The organism is Streptomyces sp. NBC_01723, assembly GCF_036246005.1.
Classification (GTDB): domain Bacteria; phylum Actinomycetota; class Actinomycetes; order Streptomycetales; family Streptomycetaceae; genus Streptomyces.
Genome location: NZ_CP109171.1, coordinates 7,196,061 through 7,221,206, shown reverse-complemented (window position 1 = coordinate 7,221,206; position 25,146 = coordinate 7,196,061). Strand labels below are relative to the sequence as shown.

The 25,146-nt window shown below is 71.0% G+C and carries 17 protein-coding genes and 2 pseudogenes; 8 read left to right on the top strand and 11 right to left on the bottom strand.

Annotated elements, in window-relative coordinates; genetic code table 11:
• Positions 1-264 precede the first annotated feature (264 nt).
• The gene (locus OIE75_RS33975) at positions 265-1,122 is read left to right on the top strand and encodes a CAP domain-containing protein (RefSeq protein ID WP_307015991.1); all 858 of its coding nucleotides are present in this window, start codon (positions 265-267) and stop codon (positions 1,120-1,122) included.
• 166 nt (positions 1,123-1,288) lie between these two features.
• On the opposite strand, the gene OIE75_RS33970 is transcribed toward OIE75_RS33975, so the two are convergent.
• The 9 genes from OIE75_RS33970 to OIE75_RS33930 form a co-directional block, all read right to left on the bottom strand.
• Positions 1,289-2,809, bottom strand: coding sequence for an NCS1 family nucleobase:cation symporter-1 (locus OIE75_RS33970; protein ID WP_307015990.1), 1,521 nt, complete (start codon positions 2,807-2,809; stop codon positions 1,289-1,291).
• Between the two features lie 41 nt (positions 2,810-2,850).
• Complete coding sequence (locus OIE75_RS33965) at positions 2,851-3,873, bottom strand: TIGR03842 family LLM class F420-dependent oxidoreductase (protein WP_307015989.1); 1,023 nt, start codon at positions 3,871-3,873, stop codon at positions 2,851-2,853.
• A gap of 11 nt (positions 3,874-3,884) precedes the next feature.
• Entirely contained in the window at positions 3,885-5,327 is a 1,443-nt protein-coding gene (gene hydA, locus OIE75_RS33960; RefSeq protein ID WP_329473229.1) for a dihydropyrimidinase, read from the bottom strand.
• A 39-nt stretch (positions 5,328-5,366) separates the two neighbouring features.
• Positions 5,367-6,209 carry a nitrilase-related carbon-nitrogen hydrolase gene (locus OIE75_RS33955; protein WP_329473228.1) on the bottom strand — a complete coding sequence of 281 codons (843 nt, stop codon included), beginning with the start codon at positions 6,207-6,209 and terminating at the stop codon, positions 5,367-5,369.
• A 114-nt stretch (positions 6,210-6,323) separates the two neighbouring features.
• On the bottom strand, positions 6,324-7,940 hold the full coding sequence (locus tag OIE75_RS33950) for a PucR family transcriptional regulator (protein ID WP_329473227.1): 1,617 nt from the start codon (positions 7,938-7,940) through the stop codon (positions 6,324-6,326).
• Between the two features lie 31 nt (positions 7,941-7,971).
• Positions 7,972-9,255: an aspartate aminotransferase family protein gene (locus OIE75_RS33945; RefSeq protein WP_307015985.1), complete on the bottom strand. Its 1,284-nt coding sequence runs from the start codon at positions 9,253-9,255 to the stop codon at positions 7,972-7,974.
• Positions 9,252-10,094, bottom strand: coding sequence for a nitrilase-related carbon-nitrogen hydrolase (locus OIE75_RS33940; RefSeq protein ID WP_307015984.1), 843 nt, complete (start codon positions 10,092-10,094; stop codon positions 9,252-9,254). Before OIE75_RS33940 ends, OIE75_RS33945 begins: the two co-directional genes overlap by 4 nt.
• Positions 10,095-10,272: 178 nt before the next feature.
• Positions 10,273-12,243 (bottom strand): hypothetical protein, encoded by a 1,971-nt coding sequence (locus OIE75_RS33935; protein WP_329473226.1) that lies wholly within the window; start codon positions 12,241-12,243, stop codon positions 10,273-10,275.
• A gap of 112 nt (positions 12,244-12,355) precedes the next feature.
• Entirely contained in the window at positions 12,356-12,607 is a 252-nt protein-coding gene (locus tag OIE75_RS33930) for a helix-turn-helix domain-containing protein (protein WP_329473225.1), read from the bottom strand.
• 63 nt (positions 12,608-12,670) lie between these two features.
• On the opposite strand from OIE75_RS33930, the gene map reads away from it, so the two are divergent.
• Both map and OIE75_RS33920 read left to right on the top strand, forming a co-directional pair.
• A complete protein-coding gene (map, locus tag OIE75_RS33925) occupies positions 12,671-13,456 on the top strand; it encodes a type I methionyl aminopeptidase (protein ID WP_329473224.1) in 786 nt (261 codons plus the stop codon).
• A 137-nt stretch (positions 13,457-13,593) separates the two neighbouring features.
• On the top strand, positions 13,594-16,122 hold the full coding sequence (locus OIE75_RS33920; RefSeq protein ID WP_307015979.1) for an ATP-dependent Clp protease ATP-binding subunit: 2,529 nt from the start codon (positions 13,594-13,596) through the stop codon (positions 16,120-16,122).
• A 6-nt stretch (positions 16,123-16,128) separates the two neighbouring features.
• Here the strand turns inward: OIE75_RS33920 and ggt are convergent, their stop codons facing one another.
• On the bottom strand, positions 16,129-17,937 hold the full coding sequence (ggt, locus tag OIE75_RS33915; RefSeq protein WP_329473223.1) for a gamma-glutamyltransferase: 1,809 nt from the start codon (positions 17,935-17,937) through the stop codon (positions 16,129-16,131).
• Positions 17,938-18,077: 140 nt separating this feature from the next.
• Here ggt and OIE75_RS33910 point away from each other — a divergent pair.
• A pseudogene (locus OIE75_RS33910) lies at positions 18,078-18,416 on the top strand (hypothetical protein); the annotation flags it as partial.
• Here the strand turns inward: OIE75_RS33910 and OIE75_RS33905 are convergent.
• A complete protein-coding gene (locus tag OIE75_RS33905) occupies positions 18,343-20,361 on the bottom strand; it encodes a recombinase family protein (RefSeq protein WP_329474116.1) in 2,019 nt (672 codons plus the stop codon). The pseudogene OIE75_RS33910 and the gene OIE75_RS33905 overlap by 74 nt on opposite strands.
• A gap of 740 nt (positions 20,362-21,101) precedes the next feature.
• On the opposite strand from OIE75_RS33905, the gene OIE75_RS33900 reads away from it, so the two are divergent.
• The 4 genes and pseudogenes from OIE75_RS33900 (at position 21,102) to OIE75_RS33885 (ending at position 25,139) form a co-directional block, all read left to right on the top strand.
• A protein-coding gene (locus OIE75_RS33900) for an IS5 family transposase (protein WP_329473222.1) occupies positions 21,102-21,915 on the top strand; the annotation gives its coding sequence in 2 pieces (ribosomal slippage) (positions 21,102-21,455 and positions 21,457-21,915; 813 coding nt in all).
• A gap of 99 nt (positions 21,916-22,014) precedes the next feature.
• Positions 22,015-22,506 carry an SMI1/KNR4 family protein gene (locus tag OIE75_RS33895; RefSeq protein ID WP_329473221.1) on the top strand — a complete coding sequence of 164 codons (492 nt, stop codon included), beginning with the start codon at positions 22,015-22,017 and terminating at the stop codon, positions 22,504-22,506.
• Positions 22,507-22,592: 86 nt separating this feature from the next.
• Positions 22,593-23,842, top strand: a pseudogene (locus OIE75_RS33890) (IS701 family transposase).
• Positions 23,843-24,017: 175 nt separating this feature from the next.
• On the top strand, positions 24,018-25,139 hold the full coding sequence (locus tag OIE75_RS33885; protein ID WP_329473220.1) for an IS630 family transposase: 1,122 nt from the start codon (positions 24,018-24,020) through the stop codon (positions 25,137-25,139).
• Positions 25,140-25,146 lie beyond the last annotated feature (7 nt).

Here is a 25,146-nt window from a genome sequence, read left to right as displayed (position 1 = left end):
GGCTTGCCACGGGTGCGGTACAGGCCGGTGGGAGTGGTGGTCCAGACCAGGCGGGAGGGTCTGCGGTTCGTCGCGCGCGGCGGCCTTCTGACGAGGCAGCAGATGCCACCGGTCCCCGATGGGGGCGGGGTCTGCACGCCCGACCGTCCGCCGCAAGTACCGCGCCCGCCTACTAAGCGCAGTAGTAGAAGGGCCCTTTGCCCCCGTGTCGGCCCGTCCCAAGAATGACCAACCTCAGGATGTCGCCACCGAGTGAGGTCACGCATGGGAAAGCATCGCCACCAGCAGCGCTACCGGCGGCCGGTCGTCGCGGCACTGGCCGCGGGGGCCATAGGCATACCCTCCGTCGCCCTGGCCTGTTCCGACTGGCCCGGCAACGAGGAGCGGGAGCCGCAGAGCACCGCCGCCTCGACCACGGGCAAGGACAGGTGGGGCGACGCGAACTGGTACCGGGAGTGGAGCAGCCAGCAGAGCGGTGAGCCCTCGGCGGCGCCGTCGGCCGAGCCGGCCGCACCCAAGCACCAGGATGCCGAACCGTCACACAAGCGACACAAGCCAGACAAGCCGCACAAGCCGAAGTCGACGGCCACCCCCAAGGCCCCCGCCGCCAAGGTGTCCGACGCCGGCTCCAAGCCGTCCACCGGCTCCTCCGAGCCCACGGCCGACACCTCCGAGCCCGCCGCCACGAAGCCGACCCCCTCGGCCCCCGCGTCCCCGAGCACCCCGCCGGCCACCGCCCCGGCCTCCGGTGACGTCGCCAAGGTCGTGGAACTCGTCAACGCCGAGCGGAGCAAGGCCGGCTGCTCCCCGGTGACGGTGAACGCCGCCCTGACCAAGGCCGCGCAGGCACACAGCGAGGACATGGCGGCCACCGGCACCATGTCGCACTCCGGCTCGAACGGATCGTCGCCGGACGACCGCATCACCAACGCCGGGTACAACTGGAGCACCTACGGCGAGAACGTCGCGTACGGCTACGAAACGCCCGAAAAGGTGATGGCGGGCTGGATGTCCAGCCCCGGTCACAAGGAAAACATCCTCAACTGCGACTTCAAGGAGATCGGCGTCGGCCTCGCGCAGCCCGGCTCCTACTGGACCCAGGACTTCGGCACGGCCCGATAGGACCGGTCTGACCATTCCCGTCGTCGCCCGGAGGGCGGCCTCGCGGCGCCCGGTGCGGCGAGAGTTGCGTGCATGGCGTCGCGGGGCACCTCCCGGCCGGAGGCTGGGGGAGGGAATGGTCAGACAGGCCCTGGGAGCGGTGACGGGCGAACGCGGCCGCAGGCGCTCAGCTACGCCTGCGGCCCGCCGTCAGCCCGACGTACACGACGAGCGACGCCCCCAGCCCCACCGCCCAGCCGTAGTCCGCGAGGGGCTTGAGGAAGGGGATCAGCCCGTCCTCGGGGAAGGGCCCCTTGCCCGGGGCCGAGTGGGAGCCGCCCACCGCGAGGACCCCGCCGACCACGAAGGCGGCGACGGCGCGCAGGTTCCAGCCGGAGGTGTACCAGTAGCGTCCGCCGGGTGTGTACAGGGCGGGCAGGTCCAGCACGGTGCGGCGGATCAGCCAGTAGTCGGCGATGAGGATGCCGGCGACGGTGCCGAGCAGCCCTCCGACCAGGCCGAGCCAGGTGAAGATGTACAGCTCGGGTGTCTCGGTGAGCTTCCACGGCATGATCAGCACGCCGACGACGCCCGTGACCAGGGCACCGGTGCGGAAGTTGATCAGCCGTGGCGCCAGGTTCGCCAGGTCGTACGCCGGCGAGACGACGTTCGCCGCGATGTTCACCGAGATGGTGGCGACGAGCACCGTCACCAGGGCGAAGAGCAGTCCGAAGACGTTGTCGGTCCGGGCGGCGAGCGCGACCGGGTCCCACACCGCGGCCCCGTACACCGCCTGCGAGCCGGAGGTGACGAACACGGACAGCAGCGCGAACAGCGTCATGGTCGTGGGCAGTCCGAGCGTCTGACCCCAGACCTGGGCGCGCTGGCCCGCGCCGAAGCGGGTGAAGTCGGGAATGTTCAGACTCAGGGTGGACCAGAAGGCGATCATGCCCATGAGGGACGGGAAGAACACGGGCCAGAAGTCCGCGCCCCAGCCCAGGCGCGACGGCTGGTCCAGCAGCGGCCCGAGGCCCCCGGCCTTGTTCGCGATCCATACCAGCAGCACCAGCGCGCCGACGATGACGAACGGCGCCGCCCAGTTCTCGAACCGGCGCAGTGCCTCCATCCCCCGGTAGATGATGGCCAGTTCGAGGGCCCAGAACAGGACGAAGCACACCCAGAGCGTCCAGGGCTGGCCGCCGACCTCCGACGCCTCGGCCCAGCCGCCGAAGAGCTTGCCGAGCAGGACGAAGATCCCCTGGCCGCCGATCCAGGTCTGGATGCCGAACCAGGCGCACGCCACCCCGGCGCGGATCAGCGCCGGCAGGTTGGCGCCGCGCAGCCCGAACGAGGCACGGGCCAGCACCGGGAACGGGATGCCGTACTTGGGCCCGGCGTGCCCGGTCAGCAACATCGGCGCGAGCACGATGACGTTGGCGAGCGCGATGGTGAACACGGCCTGTTTCCAGTCCATGCCGAGCGCGACGAGACCGGAGGCGAGGAGCCAGGAGGGGATGTTGTGCGCCATCCCCACCCACAGGGCGGCGAAGTTGTACGTCGTCCAGCGGCGGCGGGCCAGCGGCACGGGCAGCAGGTCGTCGTTGACGAAGCGGTTGTCGGTGAGGACGGTGCCGGGCGGGAGCTCGACGCGTCCCGCCTGCTCGGGTATGGGGCTGTCGGACGGCGTGGGCGGGACGGTCGCGGTCATGGGTGTGACCCTTCGGCGGAGGGTTCCGGAACGGGTTCCGGTCAGCGGTGGAGTGCCGGGATGATCTCCGCGCCGTACGCGTCGATCGTCGCTTCCTGCGCGTCGTGCATGTCGTACACGGCGAACTGGTCGACGCCGAGGGCGCGCAGGGCCTGGAGCTTCTCGATGTGCTGCTCGACCGGCCCGATCAGGCAGAACCGGTCGACGATCTCGTCCGGCACGAACTGCGTGTCCGGGTTGCCGCTGCGTCCGTGGTGGGCGTAGTCGTAGCCCTCGCGGGACTTGATGTAGTCGGTGAGTTCGTCGGGGACGGCGGCGGAGTGCTCGCCGTACTTGCTGACCAGGTCGGCGACGTGGTTGCCGACCATGCCGCCGAACCAGCGGCACTGCTCGCGTGCGTGGGCGAGCGTTCCGGGCGAGTCGTCGGCGGTGACGTAGGCGGGGGCGGCGACGCAGATCGTCACCTCGTCCGGGTCCCGGCCGGCGGCCGCGGCGGCGTCCTTGACGGCCTTGACCATGTACTCGGTGAGGTAGAGGTCGGCGAGCTGGAGGATGAAGCCGTCGGCCTCCTCCCCCGTCATCTTCAGGGCCTTCGGCCCGTACGCAGCCATCCACACCGGCACTTCGGCACCCGGCTTGATCCACGGGAACCTGACCGCGGTGCCGCCGCCGAGGTCGGCCTCCTCGCCCCGGCCCAGGGCCCGGATGACCTTCATGGCCTCGCTGATCCGGGCGAGGGTGTTGGGCTTGCGGCCGGCCACGCGCATCGCGGAGTCGCCGCGGCCGATGCCGCAGACGGTGCGGTTGCCGAACATGTCGTTGAGGGTGGCGAAGGTGGAGGCGGTCACCTCCCAGGTGCGGGTACCGGGGTTGGTGACCATCGGGCCCACCTTGAGGCGCGTGGTGTTGGCCAGGATCTGGCTGTAGATGACGAACGGCTCCTGCCAGAGCACGGCGGAGTCGAAGGTCCAGCCGTGGCTGAAGCCGTTGCGCTCGGCCCGCTGCATCAGGCTGACGACGCGGGAGGCCGGCGGGTCGGTCTGCAGGACGAGTCCGAAGTCCATGGGCTGGGCTCCTAGCTGAGGTACTGACAGGTGGAGCGCGGGACGTACGCGCCGTGGCCCTTGTGTCCGGTGTACTCCCGCTCGGTGACGACCGGTTCGCCCCGCGAGAGCACCGTCTCCACGCGGCCGGTGACGCGCCTGCCCTCGTACGCCGAGTAGTCGACGTTCATGTGGTGGGTCTCGGCGGAGATGACCTGCTCGGCGTGCGGGTCGTAGATGACGATGTCGGCGTCGGCGCCGGGCGCGATGGTGCCCTTCTTCGGGTACAGGCCGAACATGCGGGCCGGGGAGGCGCAGGCGATCTCGATCCAGCGGCGGCGGCCGATGTGCCCGTCGACGACGGCCTGGTGGAGCAGGTCCATGCGGTTCTCGACGCCCGGCATCCCGTTGGGGATCTTGGAGAAGTCGCCGCGGCCCAGCTCCTTCTGGCCGCTGAAGCAGAAGGGGCAGTGGTCGGTCGACACCACCTGGAGGTCGTTGGTCCTGAGGCCCCGCCACAGCGCCGCCTGGTGCTCGCGCGGGCGCAGCGGGGTGCTGCACACGTACTTGGCGCCCTCGAAGTCGGGCTCCGCGAGGTTGTCGGTGGACAGGAACAGGTACTGCGGGCAGGTCTCGCCGAAGACGTTCAGGCCCTCGTCGCGGGCCCGGGTCAGCTCGGCGACCGCCTCGGTCGCGGAGACGTGCACGACGTAGAGGGGCGCGCCGGCGACCTGCGCGAGTTTGATCGCGCGGTGGGTGGCCTCGGCCTCCAGGAGAGCCTTGCGGACCTCGCCGTGGAAGCGCGGGTCGGTCTCGCCGCGGGCGAGGGCCTGCTCGACCAGGACGTCGATCGCGATGCCGTTCTCGGCGTGCATCATGATCAGCCCGCCGTTCTCGGCGGCGCGCTGCATGGCCCGCAGGATCTGGCCGTCGTCGGAGTAGAAGACGCCGGGGTAGGCCATGAACTGCTTGAAGGAGGTGACGCCCTCCTCGACCAGCAGGTCCATCTCCTTGAGCGTCTCCTGGTTCACGTCGGAGACGATCATGTGGAAGCCGTAGTCGATCGCGCAGTTGCCCTCGGCCTTCGCGTGCCAGGCGTCGAGGCCCTCGCGCAGGGAGTGGCCGACGCCCTGGATGGCGAAGTCGACGATGGTGGTCGTACCGCCCCAGGCGGCGGCCCTGGTGCCGGTCTCGAAGGTGTCGGCCGCGTAGGTGCCGCCGAAGGGCATCTCCATGTGGGTGTGCCCGTCGACACCGCCCGGGATGACGTACTTGCCGGTGGCGTCGATCACCCTCCCCCACCCTTCGGGCGGGGGAGCCCCCATCTCGCTTCGCCCGGCCGTGAAGGATTCGGCGGCCGGGGTGCCGGTCGCGGCGAGGGCGGCGACCCGGCCGTCCTCGATCAGGACGTCGGCGTGGATCTCGTCGGACGCGGTGATGACGAGGCCGCCGCGGATGACGGTACGGCTGCTCATGCTGTTCCCTCCTGTCAGGGGCGGCCCGGGCCCGGTCGGTCAGGGCGCGGTCAGCGGGGAGTACGCGCCCGGCGCGCGGTCCCGGTAGAACTGCCAGCGGTCGCGGACCTCGCGCAGCTTGGCCAGGTCGAGGTCGCGCACGACGAGTTCGGTCTCCTTGTCGCTCGCGACCTCGCCGACGAACTGGGCCTCGGGGTCGACGAAGTAGGAGGTGCCGTAGAAGTCGTTGTCGCCGTACTCCTCGACGCCGACGCGGTTGATGGCGCCCACGAAGTACTCGTTGGCGACGGCCGCCGCCGGCTGCTCCAGCTGCCACAGGTAGCCGGAGAGGCCGCGCGAGGTGGCCGACGGGTTGAAGACGACCTCGGCGCCCTGAAGGCCCAGCGCCCGCCAGCCCTCCGGGAAGTGCCGGTCGTAGCAGATGTACACGCCGACCTTGCCGACGGCGGTGTCGAAGACCGGCCAGCCGGAGTTGCCGGGGCGGAAGTAGAACTTCTCCCAGAAGCCCCGCACCTGCGGGATGTGGGTCTTGCGGTACTTGCCGAGGTAGGAGCCGTCGGCATCGAGCACGGCGGCGGTGTTGTAGAGGACGCCGGGCTGCTCCTCCTCGTACATCGGCAGCACCAGGACGATGCCGTGTTCGCGGGCGAGCCGCTGGAAGCGCTCGACGACCGGGCCGTCGGGGATGCGCTCGGCGTAGGCGTAGAACTCGGGGTCCTGGACCTGGCAGAAGTACGGGCCGTAGAACAGTTCCTGGAAGCACAGCACTTGGGCCCCTTGCGCGGCGGCGTCGCGGACCGCCTGCTCGTGGACCCGGATCATCGATTCCTTGTCGCCCGTCCAGGCGGTCTGGAAGAGCGCGGCACGGATCACTCGGCTCATCTTCGGCCTCCACTCGCTCGGTGTGGCGCTGCGTGTGGGGCGAGCCTAGGGAGCGCGGACGGCCGGTTTGAGTGGCACGGTGTCACGTCTGCGGGGGTCGGGCATTGCACGGTGTCACCCCTGTTGTGCGTCGTGGGCGAGGAGCGCGATGTGGACGGAGGCGGCCTGTTCGAAGTCGTCGAGGTCGACGCCGAGGCGGCCCTGTATCGCCTCCAGCCTGCGGTAGAGGGCGGGCCGGGAGACGTGGTGGAGCTGGGCGGTGCGGGACTTGTTGCGGCCGGTGGCGAGGTAGGTGCGCAGCACGCCCAGCAGGTCCTCGTCGGGGCTCCGCAGCAGTCCGTTCAGTTCCCGCTCGGCGAAGGACTGGACGTGCGGGTCGTCGCGCAGCAGCCGGACCAGTCCGCGCAGGTGGACGTCGCGCAGGCGCACCACGGGCGGCAGGTCGAGGGCGGCCGGGGAGTCGGCCACGGCGTCGGCGACGTGCCGGGCCTCGCGCAGGCCGGCCGGTACGCCGGCCCAGTCGGTGCGGGCGTCGGCCGCCGCGACGACGGTGTGCGCGGCGTCCGGTTCCGACCGCAGCCGGGCCGCGAAGTGCGCGGTCAGCGCCTTGGCGTCCTGATCGGGGGCGAGGCTGAGCAGGACGGCGACCCGGTCGTCGGCGAGCCCGGCGGCGATCCCGGACAGGCCCAGCAGCCGCAGCACCCGGTCGAGACGTGCGGTGTCGTGCTCGCGGACGACGAGCGGGACGAAGACCCGGCGGTTGACCGGCAGCCCGGCGGCGCGCGCCCGGGGCAGCAGTTGCCGCGCCGGTACCGCGCCGCTGATCAGGTCGGTGAGCAGACTCCGGGCGGACTGCTCCTCCCAGGAGTCCCAGGAGCCGCCGGGGCCGCCGGTGTGCGTGCCGTCGCCGCCGAGCATGCGGTGCAGGACGAGCGCCTCGGCGGCGCGCTCGGCCAGCAGCCGTCCCGCGGCCCGGTCGCCGCGGTAGCCGCACAGCACCAGCCGGCCCCACCGCTCCCCCCGGCAGGTGAGTTCGGCGCGGATCCAGCCGTCGGCGGTGCCGGCCCCGGCCTGGCGGGCGATGCGCTCCCAGTCCCGGAGCACGTCGTCGACCGCGGGCCGCTCCCCCGCCGTGGCGAGGACGCGGTGGGCGAGGTTGGTGACGACGACCGGACAGCCCCCGTGCCGGGCGACCTCGTCGAGCAGGCGCTGCACCGGGGCGCCCGCGGTGATCAGGCCGGTCAGTTCGGTGCGTACGGCCTCGGAGAGGCTGACGGCGGCGAACTTGCGCCGCAGCAGCCGGGACTGCACCTCCTCGGTCAGCTCGGCGAAGGGGAACGGCCGGTGCAGGACGACCATGGGCAGCCCGCACCGCTCGGCCGCCCGCCGCATCACGTCCGGCGGGGCGGGGAAGGCACGGCCGAGGCCGAGCACGACGGCCGCCGCCTCCGCCCGGTCCAGGGAGCGGATGTACTCGCCCTGTTTGTCCTCGTCACCGGCGAGCAGCACACCGGTGGTGAGGACCATCTCGCCGCCGCTGAGCATCACGCCGACGTCGGCGGCCTCGGCCACGTGCACCCAGCGCACCGGCCGGTCGAGCCGGTGCGCGCCGGCCACCACCTCGGGCTGTCCGGCCAGCACCCGTTCCAGGCCGAGGACCTGACGGACCGACAGGGCGGGTTCCCAGGGCTGCTGCTCCAGGGTGACGGGTGTGTCCGGGGTGGAGGTCATGGCGGCGGTTCCTCTGCTCGGGACGCTGCTGTCAGATGCTCCGCAGGGCGCGTTCGAGGATCGCCGCGCCCTCCTCGGCCTCCGCGACGGTGAGGGTCATCGGCGGCGCGACGCGCAGGGCGCTGGTGTTGTGGCCGCCGCCCTTGCCGATGAGCAGCCCGCCCGCGCGGGCCTCCTCCAGCACGGTGGCCGCCGCCTGGGGCGCCGCCTCGTCGGTGCCGGGCCGGGTCAGCTCGATGCCCAGCATCAGCCCGCGCCCGCGGACCTCCCGTACGTGCGGCACCTGGGCGGCGACCGCCCGCAGCCGTTCGAGGAGCAGTCCGCCGACGCGCCGGGCGTTGCCCTGGAGGTCGTGCTCCAGCAGGTACGCGAGGTTGGCGAGGCCGGCCGCCATGGTGACCTGAGTGCCGCCGAAGGTGGAGATGCTGTTGGCGTCCAGGCAGTTCATGATCTCGGCGCGGGCGATGACTCCGCCGACGGACATGCCGTTGCCGATGCCCTTGGCGAAGGTGACGATGTCCGGCGGACCGTTCTGCGCGTGGGCCTGCCAGCCCCAGAAGTGGTCGCCGGTGCGGCCCCAGCCGGTCTGCACCTCGTCGGCGATCCAGAGGACGTCCCGCTCGTGCAGCACCTCGCGGAAGGCGGCGTACAGGCCGTCCGGCGGGGAGGTGAAGCCACCGACGCCCTGGATCGGCTCGGCGATCAGCGCGGCGGGGGCGCGGGTGTGGCCGAGGAGGTCCGTGAGGTCGTCGACGCAGGCCGCGATGAAGTCCCGGTCGTCCAGGTGCGCGTAGGGGCCGCGGGTGCGGACGCCGCCGTGGACGTAGAGCGTCTGGAGCGGGGACAGCGAGGTCGGGGACCAGCCGCGGTTGCCGGTGATGCCGACGGAGCTGAAGGAGCGGCCGTGGTAGCTGTTGCGCATGGCCAGGATGGTGTTGCTGCGCCGGTACGTGGTGGCGAGCAGCAGGGCGGTGTCGTTGGCCTCGGTGCCGGAGGTGGTGAAGAAGACGCGGGCGTCCGGGATGCCGGACACGTGGGCGACGCGCTCGGCGAGTTCGACCATGGGCCGGTTGAGGTAGAGGGTCGAGGAGTGGATGATCCGTCCGGCCTGCTCGCTCACCGCCTTGGTCACCTCGGGCAGGGCGTGCGCGGTCATCGTGGTGAGGATGCCGCCGAAGAAGTCGAGGTACTTGTTGCCGGCGGCGTCCCAGACGTGCCGGCCCTCGCCGTGCGTGATCTCCAGCGGGTCCTGGTAGTACAGGGCGAGCCATTCGGGCAGGACGGCGCGGTGGCGGCCGAACAGGTCCCTGGTCACGGCCGCACCAGCCCTTCGTAGGCGTCGGGGCGGCGGTCGCGGTAGAAGGCCCACTGCTGCCGCACCTCGTCGATGAGGTCGAAGTCCAGGTCGCGGACGACGAGTTCCTCCTTGGTGTCGCTGGCGCGCTCGCCGACGAACTGCCCGCGGGGGTCGACGAAGTACGACGTCCCGTAGAAGTCGTTGTCCCCGTACTCCTCCTGGCCCACCCGGTTGATCGCGGCGACGAAGTACTCGTTGGCGACGGCCGCCGCGGGCTGTTCGAGCTGCCACAGGTGGGCGGAGAGTCCGCGGTGGGTGGCGGAGGGGTTGTAGACGAGCTGGGCGCCGCCGAGGCCGAGTTGGCGCCAGCCCTCCGGGAAGTGCCGGTCGTAGCAGATGTAGACGCCGATCCTGCCGACGGCGGTGTCGAAGACCGGCCAGCCGAGGTTGCCGGGGCGGAAGTAGAACTTCTCCCAGAACCCCTTGACCTGCGGGATGTGATGCTTGCGGTACGTCCCGAGGACGGTGCCGTCGGCGTCGATCACGGCGGCGGTGTTGTAGTAGAAGCCGGACTGCTCGACCTCGAAGACGGGGACGACGATCACCATGCCGGTCTCGCGGGCGAGCTCCTGCATGCGGCGGGTGGTCGGGCCGTCGGGCACCGGCTCGGCCCAGCGGTAGTGCTCGGGATCCTGGACCTGGCAGAAGTAGGGGGCGTTGAAGACTTCCTGGAAGCCGATGACCTTGGCTCCCTGCCGGGCCGCCTCGCGGGCGTGCTCCTCGTGTTTCGCCACCATGGACTCGGTGTCGCCGGTCCAGGTGGCCTGGACGAGAGCGGCACGTACGACGTTGGCCATGAGCTGCTCCTTCGACGCGACGTCAGAGCCTCTACGCCCGTAGAACGGGCCGTAGAGGGACGAACGTAAGCCTGGCCGGACGGGCTTGCCAAGACCATCGTCACCAAGGCGCGGTGTCGATCGCTTTTCGCACTCCTGTGGGTGAGTGGTGGGGGTGGTGGGGTCACGGGGGCGGATTTCACGCGGTGAACCCGGCGACGCGCAGGGCGTGCACGAGGTCCCAGTGGCGTTCCCGGGAGACGTCGTGCGCCGCCTCCAGCAGCAGCGGCACGAGCGTCTCGGGGGCCGCTGCGGCGCTGCGGGCGGCGTCCTCGGGGGTGCGGGAGCGGACGCAGGCGTCGAGGAGCGCGCGGGCCTCTCGATGCCGGCCCTCGGCGACCAGGCCGGCGACGGCCTCGCCGATCTCGGCGGCGGGCCGTACGACGCCCTGCCGCAGCACCTGCTCGGCGTCGGCCGCGCGCCCGGCGAGGGCCAGCGCGTCGGCCGCGGCGACCAGGGGGCCGGCGGGCAGCGAGGCGGTCTCCCACAGCAGGGTGGTCCAGTCGGCGCCGAGCCCGGCCCGTTCGAGCCGGGCGGCGAGCAGCGGGAAGCGGGTGGCGGGCCCGAGGGCCGCCTCGGCCAGCAGCGCGTGCGCCTCCCCGCTCATCCCTCCGGCCCGCAGCCGCGCCACCCCCTCGACGACCGCATCGACGGCGACCCGGTCCCCCTCCCCCGGCACCTCGGCCCGCGACACCGGCTGCTCCCCAACCTCTGCGGCGCCCGCGAATCGCGCTCCGCGTGGCGTACGCCGCCCCGGCACGACCGGAACCGGCCCCTGCCCGGGCACGACGGGGCTCACGTCCGCGTCAACGCCCCCGGCGAAACGGGCACCTCCACGGCGGCGTTTGCGCTGTTTGGGGGTGGGAGGCGGGGATGCGGCGGGGGTGGGGGCCGGGTTCTGGGGCGGGGTGGCGGGCGCGGCGGGACGGCGTCCGAAGTCCTCCGGTGGCGCGGAGCCATACCCGGGAGCACCGTCCGTCGACGTCCGGGAAACGCCCCCGGGCCCCCGGGGCACGCGATCGGGCGCGGACGCGTCGAAGGCGAAGGCGGGACCCTCGCGCGGCTCGGTGGGCGCGGAGCGCTGCGCGGGGGCGCCGAAGGCGGAGGCGGAGTCCTCGGACCCTGGGGCGCGGTACAGGGGAGTACCGTCCACCGGCATCCGCGACACGCCCCCGGGCGCGGGCACGCCGAAAGCGGAGGCCGGGGCCTCCGGCGGCGCGGCGGGAGCGGGGCCGACGCCCGGCCCCCCGGAGACACCACCCCCGGGCGCGGGCACGCCGAAACCCGAGTCGTCGATCGCCGCAGGGCGGCGCGCGACAGCGTCCTCCCCCGGCCTCCCGGACACACTTCCGGGAGCGGACGTGCCGGATGCGGAGGCGGATTCCCCGGGCTCCGCAGCGGGCGCGAGGCGGTGCGCGGGACCGACGCCCCCGGGCCCACCGGACACACCCCCGGGCGCGGACGTGTCCAAGGCGGAGGCCGGGGTCTCGGGCCCTGCCGTGTGGGCGGAGGCCTCGGCTCCCGGTGGACCGGGCCGCGTGGGGCCGGTCGCCGGGGTCGGTGGGGCACCGTCCTCCCGGATGCCCCCGCTCCCCCGCCGGACGGCATCCAGTGCCGTCAGCCGGGATCGGAGTTCGGTGCAACGGGCCGTTGCCCGGGTGTGGTCGTCGTGGGCCCAGGCGAGGTCGAGCCGGAGGGAGGCGGCCGTCCCCGGGGTCGTGCCGGGGTGGGACAGCGTCCGGGTCAGCCGGGTCTCGCGTTCCGCGGCGTACCGCTGCTCGCGGAGCATGACGTCGAGCCGGTCCCGCAGGGCGTCGCGCGCGCCGGGCAGGGAGTCGTACGCGGCGAGCGCGGCGGCGTGCAGGGCGCGGGCGGGTTTTGTCTCGGCTTCCGCGGCAGCGGCACCGTACCGGCCGGCGAGGTCCTGGAGCAGCGCCTCCACCACGTCCCAGGGCGGGATCTCACGCCCGTCGAGGCAGGCCCGCATGCCCTCGGGGTCACGCTGCCAGAACACCCCGCACCAGCCGGCGCCCTGGTCCAGACGCGTCAGCAGTGCGGTCAGGTAGCGGGTGAAGTCCCCGACCCGACCCGGCAGTTGTTCCACGGCCATGGTTCGACTCCCGCCCGACCTGAGGACTCCGGTCCGTCCGGTCACGTAGGGAACACCAGCCGTGTTACGGCGCCGCTACAGGGAGTTTTCGGGAAGGGGCGTCACCGCACCCTCACACCCCGGCGAGGGCGCACAGCCCGGCCAGCTCGTCCATGGACAGCCCGAGCGCGCGGGCCAGTGCGGCCACCGTGAAGAACGCCGGGGTGGGCGCGCGGCCGGTCTCGATCTTGCGCAGCGTCTCGGCGGAGATGCCGGCCTCGGCGGCGACCTCCGTCATGCTCCGCTCGCCGCGCGCCTCCCGCAGCAGCCGGCCGAGCCGCTCGCCGCGCTCGTGCTCTTCGGGGGTCAGGGGGGTGCGCACCATACCGTCATTGTAATACCGGCTTCCCGTACCGGACCCAATTCAAATACCGGTATAGTAATTGGCATGGTGGAGCTCAAGACAGACACATCGATCGACGCGATGCACACGGCCGGCCAGGTCGTCGCCCGCGCCCTGACCGCCGCCCGGAACGCGGCCGCCGTAGGCGTCTCCCTGCTGGAACTGGACGAGGTGGCGCACGGCGTACTGAAGGAGGCGGGGGCGGGCTCGCCGTTCCTCGGCTACCGGCCCTCCTTCGCGCCGACCCCCTTCCCGGCCGTCCTCTGCGCGTCGGTCAACGACGCGATCGTGCACGGCATCCCGGACGGCTACCGGCTGCGCGACGGCGACCTCGTCTCACTCGACTGCGGGGCCACGCTCGACGGCTGGGCCGGCGACTCGGCGATCAGCTTCATCGTGGGCGCCCCGCGCCCGGCGGACGTCACCCTGGTCGAGACCGCGGAACGGGCCCTCGCGGCGGGCATCGCGGCGGCCGTCGTGGGCAATCGCATCGGCGACATCTCGCACGCGATCGGCACGGTGTGCCGGGCCGGCGGCTACGGCATCATGGACGACTTCGGCGGTCACGGCATCGGCCGGCAGATGCACGAGGATCCGGGCGTGCCCAACGAGGGCCGGCCGGGACGCGGACTCCCGCTGCGCCACGGCATGGTCATCGCCATCGAGCCGATGCTGATCGCCGGCGGCCGGGACGACTACCACGCGGCCGCCGACGGCTGGACCCTGCGCACCAACGACGGCTCACGCGCGGCACACGTGGAGCACACCGTGGCGATCACGGACAGCGGCCCGCGCGTCCTGACCGCACGGGACGCCCTTCAGATCCGGTAGGCCCCGGCCCGGGGTCCGCCCGCCTCCGCGGACATGCCCACCGGCACAGAACGTGTCATGTTGGGGCATGAGCGCACACCGACCGGGTTACCCGGCCCCGGTACGCCGATCAGCGAAGCAGCGGAGGACCGGAAACGATGACCAGCGGCTTCATGGGCCCGGAGGGCGACCCGTTCGCGGAATTCCTGGCACGCTTCTTCGGCGGGCCGAAGCCCAGGCAGATCGACATCGGCAGGCTGCTCAGCCAGCCGGCCCGGGAACTGGTGCGCGGCGCCGCCCAGTACGCGGCCGAGCACGGCAGCCGGGACCTGGACACGGAGCACCTGCTGCGGGCCGCGCTCGCCACCGAACCGACCCGGGGTCTGCTGAGCCGCGCCGGGGCCGACCCCGACTCGCTGGCGTCGCAGATCGACGAGCGGACCGGCCCGGCGCAGCACGCGCCGGGCGAGGCCCCGCCGCCGACGTCGCTCTCGCTGACCCCGGCCGTCAAGCGGGCGCTGCTGGACGCGCACGAACTGGCCCGGACGACCGGCACCGGGTACATCGGCCCGGAGCACGTGCTCAGCGCCCTGGCCGCCAACCCGGACTCGGCCGCCGGGCACATCCTGAACGCGGCCCGGTTCGCGCCCTCCGGCCTGCCCACGGAGGCGCCGGACGCCGGCAAGGCCCGCCCCGAGGGCGCGCGGGCCACGAACACGCCAACGCTGGACAAGTACGGCCGCGACCTCACCGACCTGGCCCAGCAGGGCCGGATCGACCCGGTGATCGGGCGCGAGGACGAGATCGAGCAGACCGTCGAGGTGCTCTCCCGCCGCGGCAAGAACAACCCGGTGCTGATCGGTGACGCGGGCGTCGGCAAGACCGCCGTCGTGGAGGGGCTGGCGCAGCGCATCACCGACGCCGACGTCCCCGACGTACTGCTCGGCCGCCGGGTGGTCGCCCTGGACCTGACCGGCGTGGTCGCGGGCACCCGCTACCGGGGCGACTTCGAGGAGCGGATGAACAACATCGTCGGCGAGATCCGCGCCCACTCCGACGAGCTGATCATCTTCATCGACGAACTGCACACCGTGGTCGGCGCCGGCGGGGGCGGCGAGGGCGGTTCGATGGACGCCGGGAACATCCTCAAGCCGGCGCTGGCCCGGGGTGAGCTGCACGTCGTGGGCGCCACCACGCTGGAGGAGTACCGCAGGATCGAGAAGGACGCGGCGCTGGCCCGCCGCTTCCAGCCGATCCTGGTGCCCGAGCCCACCCCCGCGGACGCCATCGAGATCCTGCGCGGCCTGCGGGACCGCTACGAGGCCCACCACCAGGTCCGCTACACCGACGAGGCGCTGGTGGCGGCCGTGCAGATGTCCGACCGCTACCTCACCGACCGCCGGCTGCCGGACAAGGCGATCGACCTGATCGACCAGGCGGGCGCCCGCGTCCGGCTCCGGGCACGCACCAAGGGCACGGACGTGCGGGCCATGGAGCGCGAGGTCGACCAGCTGCTCCGGGACAAGGACCAGGCGGTCGCGGACGAGCAGTACGAGCAGGCCACCCAGTTGCGCGACCGGATCGGCGAGCTGAAGCAGCGGATCACCGAGGCCGACGGTGCCGGCAAGGCCGACGAGGGGCTGAACCTGGTCGTCGGCACCGAGTCCATCGCCGAGGTGGTGTCCCGGCAGACCGGCATCCCGGTCAGCAGCCTCACCCAGGAGGAGAAGGACCGCCTGCTGGGCCTGGAGTCCCACCTGCACGAACGCGTGGTCGGCCAGGAGGAGGCGGTGCGGGTCGTCTCCGACGCCGTGCTGCGCTCGCGCGCCGGGCTCTCCAGCCCCGACCGGCCGATCGGCAGCTTTCTCTTCCTCGGCCCGACCGGTGTCGGCAAGACGGAGCTGGCCCGGGCGCTGGCCGAGGCGCTGTTCGGCAGCGAGGACCGGATGGTCCGCCTCGACATGAGCGAGTACCAGGAGCGCCACACGGTCAGCCGCCTGGTGGGCGCCCCGCCCGGCTACGTGGGGCACGAGGAGGCCGGTCAGCTCACCGAGGTGGTGCGCCGGCACCCGTACTCGCTGCTCCTGCTGGACGAGGTGGAGAAGGCGCACCCCGACGTCTTCAACATCCTGCTCCAGGTCCTGGACGACGGCCGGCTGACCGACTCGCAGGGCAGGACCGTGGACTTCACCAACGCGGTCGTCGTGATGACCAGCAACCTGGGCTCCGACGTGATCACCCGGCGCGGCGCCGGCATCGGCTTCGGTGCCGGCGGCGCGGAGGCGGACGAGGAGGCGCGGCGCGAGCAGGTCATGCGCCCGCTGCGCGAGCACTTCCGGCCCGAGTTCCTGAACCGCGTCGACGAGATCGTGGTCTTCCGGCAGCTCAGCGGGGAGCAGTTGCGGCAGATCACCAGCCTGCTCCTGGAGCAGACCCGCCGCATGGTCCGCGCGCAGGGCATCACCGTCGACTTCACCGACGCGGCGGTGGACTGGCTCGCCGAGCGGGGCTACCAGCCGGAGTACGGCGCCCGTCCGCTGCGCCGCACCATCCAGCGCGAGGTCGACAACGAGCTGTCCCGGCTGCTGCTCGACGGCCGGGTCGCGGAGGGCGGCCGGGTGACGGTCGACGTCGAGGACGGGCGGCTGGCGTTCCGGACGCCGCAGCGGCCCGTCCCCGACCTGTGATCCGCGCTACCGCTGCCGCGTGGGCCACACCACCATCGCCGAGCCGCCACCGCGCCGCTCCTTCTCGGCGGCGGCCAGCCACTTTCCGCCCGGCAGCCGCTGCACGCCGGTCGCGGCGCCGATCTCCGGGTTCTCCTTGAAGGAGTGCCCGAGCGCCTCGAGACGCCCCCGCAACCCGCTGTCGTAGAGGCCGGGTTCGAGTTCGGTCTGGGCCGCGTTGCGCTGGCTGGCGCGCGGGGCGGCGATCGCGTCCACCAGGGGCAGCCCGCGGTCGATGAAGCCGGTGAGCGTCTGGAGCACGGTGGTGATGATGGTGGCCCCGCCGGGCGACCCGACCGCCACGACCGGCTCGTGGTGCCGGTCCAGGACGATGGTCGGGGCGATCGAGGACCGCGGGCGCTTGCCGGGCCCGGGCAGGTTCGGGTCGTGGACGGCCGGGTTCGCCGGGGCGAAGGAGAAGTCCGTCAGCTCGTTGTTGAGCAGGAAGCCGCGGCCGGGCACGGTGATGCCGCTGCCGCCGGTCTGCTCGATGGTGAGCGTGTAGGCGACGACGTTCCCCCACTTGTCGGCCACGGTCAGGTGCGTGGTGTTCTCGCCCTCGTACGTGGTCGGCGCCGCCTTGCCGCCGGCCGCGCAGGCGGCGGGGTGCCGGGGGTCGCCGGGCGCGAGGGGGCTGGTGAGCGCCGCGTCGTCCTTGATCAGGCATTCGCGCGAGTCGGCGTACCGCTGCGAGAGCAGTTCCTTCGTCGGTACGTCCTCGAAGGCGGGGTCGCCGACCCAGCGCCCGCGGTCGGCGAAGGAGATGCGGCTGGCCTCGATGAAGCGGTGCAGGTACTGGACCTTGCTCGCCTCGGAGAGGTCGGTGCGCTCCAGGATGTTCAGCGCCTCGCCGACGGTGGTGCCGCCGGAGGAGGAGGGTGCGATGGAGTACACGTTCAGGCCGCGGTACGAAGTCCGGGTGGGCGACTGGAACTTGGCCTCGTAGGCGGCGAGGTCCTTGGCGGACAGGTCGCCGGGGCGGGCGTTCCAGCCGGAGTCCGGGTCGACGGGCGGCTCGTTGACGGTGTCGACGACGTCCTCGCCCAACTCGCCGCGGTAGAGCGCGTCGACGCCCTCCCGGCCCAGCTCCTGGTAGGTGCGGGCCAGGTCGGGGTTCTTGAACGTGGAGCCGACGACGGGGAGTTGCCCGCCGGGCAGGAACAGCTCCGCGGTGTCCGGGAAGTAGCGGAACCGCTGCTCGTTGGCGGCGGTCTGGGAGCGGAAGGTGTCGTCGACGGTGAAGCCCTGCCGGGCCAGGCGCTCGGCGGGCCTGAGTACGGAGGCGAGCTTGCGGCTGCCCCACTTGTCGAGGGCCGCCTGCCAGGTGGCGGGCGTGCCGGGGGTGCCGACGGCGAGGCCGCTGCTGACGGCGTCGGCGAAGGCGATCGGCTTGCCGTTCTCCGTGAAGAGCTTCTCGTCGGCGGTCAGCGGCGCGGTCTCGCGGCCGTCGATGGTGCGCACCGTGCGGGACTTGGCGTCGTAGTAGACGAAGTACCCGCCGCCGCCGACCCCGGCGGAGTAGGGCTCGGTGACACCGAGCGCGGCCGCGGTGGCCACGGCGGCGTCGACGGCGTTGCCGCCCTTGCGCAGCACCTCGATGCCGGCGGCCGAGGCGTCCGGGTCGACGCTGGAGACCGCGCCCCCGTACCCGACGGCGACCGGGGCCTTCGGGGCGCCGGGGCTGCCGTGGGGCGTGGGCGGCGCCGCGGCCCCCACCGACACCACGGCGGCCGAGACCGCCAGGACCGTCAGATTCCGTGCGACAGGGCGACGCATCCGCACCTCCAGGGAAAGGCCGTTCGGGCAGCTTAGTTGATCGTCATGGTCGCGTCAGGAGCACAGGGGCCGCCACCTGAGCGGGTGGCCCGGCGGCCCGTCGAACACCGGTACGCCGACGCCCGCTAGCATGCGCGCCCATGACTGACGACGTACGCAACATCGTCCTGGGCGTGGTCGCGGCCGGCATCAGCGCCGCGCTGGGCTGGTTCACCCGCACCTACCTGTCCCGGCGCAGACTCCGCCGCAAGCAGGCGTTCTTCGGGCTGCCGGACAGCTCCGAGTCGCTGCTGGTCGTCAACCGGGACCCGGCCGCCTCCGAACCGGCGGTCCACCGCTTCGACGTCTTCGCGCTGCTGGAGCTGGCGGCACTGATCAAGGACTGCGGCGCGCACATGCAGGTGGTCACTCAGGACATGGTCGGTCAGGGCTTCGGCGAGCGCACGGAGTTCTGCGTGGGCGGCCCCGGCTCGAACCGTCCCATTCCTCGACTCCCACTCTGGACTCAATGGCCAGCGGTGCGAAAGTCACCTTGATTTCCACCCGGTCCGGCCGCCACACCGGGACACACTCAGCGTCGGCCAACACCTTCATTGCCTCGGCCCAGACACCCCGGTTCAGCCACCGGTTCGCCTGCGTCTGGAGCGTCTTCCAGTCCACGCCGTACTTCGGCGCCAACTCCTTGTAGCGGGCGCCCGAAGTTGCCTTCTCCAGGAGTGCTTCGACCATCACCCGGCGGTCGATGGTGCAGCGCGGACCGCCCATTAGCGGCGCGATCCGCTCCCAAGCATCGTCCGTGAGGACGGGGACGCAACGGCTGGCGGCCACAAACCACTCCTGTACCGCGCAGGCAACGCCCTTGCGCCTCGGAGCGCAGCGGAGGACTTCCGCTCGTGTCTTCATCATGCGCAGCAGCTCGGCCTTTTCGGCAGGCTCGACGTCCTGCAGGTTCCGCCCGGCGACCTCGGCCAGGCGCTCCAAGTTCTGAAGCCAGCGGCCTGCCTCTGCAGCCTCCTTCTGCCACGCTTCTGCCTCACGGCGTAGCTTCTCCAGCCCGGCGAGTTCGTCTTCGTGGGGCTTGGCGGCCCGCTCCGCAGCCTCCTCGGCCTCCTCGCGGCTCAGGCCGCGGCGCAGGGCGCGCTTGGCGGCGGTGGCTGCGGTGATGTCGATGAGGTCTTCAGCTTCGGCGATCCGCTGGTCCAGTTCGGCGATGCGCTTGGTGTAGTCCATGCGCTTGTGGCTGGTGGCGTTCAGCCAGTCTTGGGCCATGGCCTTCATGCGGTCGGCGTCGCCGAGTGTCGCCATAACGTCTTTCCAGACCTGCTCCTCGATGCTGGTGGCTTCGAGGTAGGGGCAAGTGCAGCGGTCGCCCGCTCCGGCGTACGACTCGTGCCGGCCCTTGCATCGGTAGATGACCTCTGTGGGCCGGTGCTGGTGGCCCTCGTAGGTCTTGCCGCAGGGGCTGGTCATGAGGCCGGTCAGGAGGTAGATGCGGGACCGGGATTTGGTCGACGGCCGGCGGCTTTCCATGGCGGACTTCAGCTCCTGGACCTCCTCGTCCGTGAAGATCGACGGGAGGCTGATCACGACGGTTTCCCCGTAGATCGGGTTGCCGTCCTGGTCTCGCTGAGCGTCGTGGCCTCGCCACGTGACGCGGCTTTCCAGGGCCGCATCGCCCAGGAGGCGACAGCGGATGTTCTTGGCGGTCCAGCCGTTTCCGGACCGGGTCAGGCGCTTCTCGCTGTTGAGGATCAGCGCCGTCTCCTCCCAGCTGCGCTTCTCCAGGAAGACTTCCCGCGCTCGGCGCAGGGTCGACGCCTCCTCCTTGTGGACGACGTAGTGTGAGGCGCCCTTCTTGCCGCGCTCGGCGACGTCCCAGCCGAAGGGGACCATGCCGCCCGGGTACAGGCCGTCCTCGGCCTTCTCCTGGATGCCGCCCTGGGTGCGTTCGCGGATCAGCTCGCGCTCTTCCTCGGCGTAGTCGGCGTCCTTGCGCATTTGGCTGCGGCCGGCAGGTGTCGAGTTGTCGTAGTCCTTCTTGACCACGGCGACGTATACGCCGAGGTCTTCGAGGTCCCAGACCCATTTCCAGAAGGCGCGGCCGGTGCGGCCGATGCCGCGGCCCTCGTTGACCACGACCATGTCGAAGGGGCGAGGGGTCTTGCGGGCGTCCTTCATGAGGCGCCGCAGGTCCGGCCTGTCGTCGGCCTCCAGGCTGCCGCTGAAGCCTTCGTCGGCGTACGTGCCGACGTGCTTCCAGCCCTTCTTCTGGATGTAGCGGACGGTCTTTTTCCCGGTGTAGGCGATGCCGTATCCGGCGGCCTGTTCCTCGGTGGACACTCGGAGGTAGTCCACGGCCCGGAGTGTGGCCGTACCGGTGGTTCGCAGTGCGGTGTCAACTGCACGCGTGAGAGTCTTACCCATGTCAGTCCCTTCGCGACTGGCCAGACCCCGGGCATTTGCGGTGCCGCCGGGGTCACCCATGTGGCGTAGATCTTATGCTGCGGGGGTGTCGGTGCGAGGCCGGAAGAGGATCTCTAGGATGCGCCGGTATGCCACCGGGTCCGGTTCCTCGTCCCTGAAGCTGATGTCGACCCGGGGCGCTGGGTCATCTTTGAAGTGTTCACATAGCCACTTACCGGCCGCGTCAACCGGTATAGAGTTCCCATTTTGCATAGGCACTCTCCTTCACGATTTTTAGCATTCCTCACCTTAAATACCCTGTTCACATTGAGAATTCGACTTTGTGATGCAATGCACGCATGAGCCTCTATGTTGCCGTAACTAAAAGTTGGGATTTCCTCGGCAGCGACACCAGCGCTTGCGAAGGTTGTGACTCGGCCACGCCAAACCACTCTCCTCCCCTCTTCCAGTGGGCAGTCCATCGATCCTGCTTCTCCCCACCGCCTGGCACAGGGAGCACGACCGCTACCAATGGTCGCCACGATCGCCGGTTTGGCTAACCGGCGATCGTGGTCTATATTGCGCGCCGCATTATGAACCCGGCAGGCTCTGCAAGCTCGCCGCCAGGGGGGAAGCCGGTAGGAACGCAAGATCGGCACTGGTGAGTCGACCATCTTTCGCGCGATAACAGCGGCTAGCACAATGAGGTGGATTGGCCGCGAAGGCCGTGTCCAGGGCGGTAGTTGAGTGTTCGGTCCTGTGTGGGGACATCGCCATGGATCGTGTCGGATGAGCTATGGGACCGCCTGGAGCCGCTGCTGCCGCAGCGCGAGCGGCGCTTTCGGTACCCGGGCCGCAAGCCGCTGCCAGACCGGGAGGTGCTGTGCGGGATCCTGTACGTGCTGCACACCGGCATCCAGTGGGAGTACTTGCCACAACACCTCGGCTTCGGCTCAGGCATGACGTGCTGGCGCCGCTTGCGGGACTGGAATCAGGCCGGCGTCTGGCAACGGCTGCACGAGATCCTGCTGGCCGAGCTGAACGCGGCCTCGCGGCTGGACTGGTCTCGCTGCGTGGTCGACTCCTCCCACGTCCGGGCGCTAAAAGGGGGGGAGCCAGACGGGTCCCTCGCCGGTCGACCGGGGCCGGGCCGGCTCCAAGCACCACTTGATCACTGACGGGCACGGCACCCCGCTCGCGGTCCTGCTGACCGGCGACAACCGCAACGATGTCACCCAACTACTGCCCTTGCTCGACGCGATCCCACCGGTCCGCGGCAGGGTCGGCCGTCCCCGTCGCAAGCCGGACTCGCTGTTCGCCGACCGCGGCTACGACCATGACGTCTACCGCGATCAGGTCCGCGCTCGCGGCATCGTGCCCGCTATCGCCCGCCGCGGCACCCGGCACGGCACCGGGTTGGGCACCTATCGCTGGGTCGTGGAGAGGAGTTTTGCGTGGCTGCACGGCTTCCGGCGCCTACGGATCCGGTGGGAACGCAGGGCCGACATTCATGAAGCGTTCCTCAGGCTCGCCTGCTGCCTCATCACCCACCGACAGCTCAGAGCAGTGCGCTGACGTTGGGGTGCGGCCGCCGGTCACTCATGGATGTCCTTGGTTCATGCCATGATCCCGCCTCATGAGCGACCGTTCACTTTCACCCGCCTGGCTGGCCGCGTGGACAGACAGAGTCTCCGGGACACTCACGGCAATGACAGGCGAGTTCGAGCGTCGGCACGGCTTCCCCCTGGCACCAACGAGGTCCGGCTGGCAAGCCGTGACGATCAAGCCGCGGCTCGCACGCTCGCCCAAGCGATCCTCATCCCGGCTGACCTGGTCACTTTCTACGACTGCGTCGGGGACGTTACCTGGGCGGACATCGGCAACGGCTACTTCCTCGACCCGGCAAGTGACGCCCTTCTGCGACTCCAGGACTACGGTGCTGTCGACCTCGGCGCGGACCAGAAGGTTCATGGTCTCGTCATCGGCTCGAACGGTGGCGGCCTGCCCTACGCCGCGGGCCCTGATGGATCGGTCCATCGGACGCGGACAGCATCACTGGACCAACCGGAGCTCGACAAGGCAGCCGACGACCTGCGGCAGTTTTTGGAACTGCTGGAGCGATCCCTGACGCGGTTCGTCGTCGACGGCGAGCCGGGATCTCTGTAGGTCAGCCCGCGGGGTCCATTCTGTTAGCCGCTGTAATACTCCAGCAGCGGATCGTGTCCTGAGCTGGCGATTGTCGTTGTTCTGGTATGGAGGGCATGACTGAAGTCGGTTGCTGGGCTGCGGAGTTGGATTCGGTGTTCGCTCGGGTGGCGGGCCGGTTCGGTCGGGCGGATCTGCGGTGGCGGATGCGGGACTATGTCCGCGGTGTGCTGGGCCGAGCGGCACGGAAGAACGGCTGGCAGCTCGCGGAATGGGCAGGCCATCGCACGCCGGACGGCTTTCAGCGGCTGCTGAACAGCAGCGTCTGGGACGCGGACTCCCTGGTCGACGACGTCCGTGCCTACATCGGTGAGTCCCTTGGCCCCGGTGGTGTGTTGATCATTGACGACACCGGGTTCATCAATAAGGGCACCACGTCGGCCGGGGCGGGCCGGCAGTACACCGGCACTCCGGGAAAGATCGACAACTGCCAGATCGGGGTGTTCGCCGCCTACGCCACCCGCTCGAGCCGGACCCTGGTCGACCGGGAGCTCTACCTGCCCAAAGCCTGGACCTCCGACCGCGACCGCTGCCGGGCGGCGAAAATCCCTGATGAGCGGGCGTTTGCGACCAAGGGTGAACTGGCCCGGAACATCGTCCGCCGCTGCCTGGCCACCGGCCTGCCCGCCAAGTGGGTCACCGCGGACGAGGCCTACGGGCAGGACTGGCACTTCCGCCGCCTGCTCGAGCAACTCGACATCGGCTATGTGGTGGCGGCGCCCAAGTCCCAGCAGATCAAGTCCCTGGCCGGCTTCTGGCGCATCGACCAGCTCATCGACGAAGCACCTGCCGATGCCTGGCAGAGACTCTCCTGCGGCGACGGAGCGAAGGGCCCGCGTGTCTACGACCGGGCCGCGGCCGAGCTGCCCGCCAACCTCGTCTTCGACCCCGACCCGCCGCCCCATCACCGCTGGGCGATGGCCCGCCGCAGCCTGTCCGACTCCGGCGAACTCGCCTACTGCCTCGCCTACGCCCCCGTTGGTGTCGAGATCGCTGAGCTGGCCCAGGTGGCCGACTTCCTCTGGGCGATTGAGAAGTGCTTCCAGGCCGCGAAGAACGAATGCGGCCTGGACGAGTACGAGGTCCGCCGCTATCCCGACTGGTATCGGCACATCACCCTGGCCATGCTCGCCCACGCGGTCCTGACGGCACTCGCCGCCCAGGCCGGCGAGGCCTCAAGGGGGTTGCAGAAACGGATCAGCCCTCGTCCCGCTCACCGTGGCAGAAATCCGGCGACTCCTGGACACTCTCCTGCCCCACCCACGAGCCGACCGCGCCCCCGTCACCCACGCACTGAAGTGGTCGGCCTGGAGAAGACACCGCCAGGCCGTCGCCCGCCGCTGCCAATACCGAAAACGCAGCTCAGGACACGAACCGCTGCTGGAGTATTAGACCGGAAACCGGAAACCGGAAACCTTTGCCGGGCCGCTCGTTGTGCTGGATGTCAGTACGGCGTGTGGCAGGGGGCGGGTATGGCATCACCGGTGAGGGTTCGCCGGCTGACCGAGCAGGAGGGGCAGAAGCTGCAGCGGATCGTTTGGCGGGGAAGCACCGGTTTGGTGCGGTTCCGGCGGGCGATGATGCTGCTGGCCTCGTCGGGCGGCACCCCGGCCCCGGCGATTGCACAACTGGTCCAGGCCGACGAGGACACCGTCCGCAATGTGATCCACCGATTCAACGAGATGGGTCTGGCCTGTCTGGACCCTCGGTGGGCGGGAGGCCGTCCCCGCCTGCTGAGCATTGAGGACGAGAACTTCGTCGTCGAGACGGCCACCAACCGGCCCACCGCACTGGGCAAGCCCTTCACCCGCTGGTTGATCCGCAAGCTCGCCGACCAGCTGCAGCGCAACATTGCCCGCCCGGTGAGGGTCGGCAGGGAGGCCCTGCGCTGCCTCCTGATCCGCCGCGGGATCTCCTTCCAGCGCACGAAAACCTGGAAGGAGTCCCCGGACCCGGACTTCGACACCAAGCTGGACCGCATCGAGTTCGCCCTCACCGAGCGGCCGGACCGGACGTTCACCCTGGACGAGTTCGGGCCGCTCGGCATCCGCCCGACCGCAGGATCGTGCTGGGCTCCGAAGGGGAGCCCGGAACGACTGCCGGCGACCTACCGCCGCACCCACGGCATCACCTACTTCCAGGTTTGCTACTCAGTCGGCGACGATCAGCTGTGGGGCGTGGTCCGCCGACGCAAGGGCATCGACCACACCTGGGCGGCACTGCGGTCGATCCGCGCAGCCCGCCCGGACGGCGCCCCTATCTACGTGATCCTCGACAACCTGTCCGCGCACCTGAACTGGCGGATCCGCCGCTGGGCCACCCGGAACAGGGTCGAGCTCTGTTTCACTCCGACCTACGCGTCTTGGGCCAACCCGATCGAGGCCCACTTCGGCCCTCTGCGGCAGTTCACCCTCGCCGATTCGAACCACCCCAACGACACCGTCCAGACTCGGGCCCTGCACGCTTACCTGCGCTGGCGCAACCAGAACGCCCGCCACCCCGACGTCCTCGCCGCCCAACGACGAGAGCGCGCACGGATCCGCAGCGAGAAACACATCCGCTGGGGCGGCAGAACTCTCCAGCTTGCGCCCTGAATCCGGA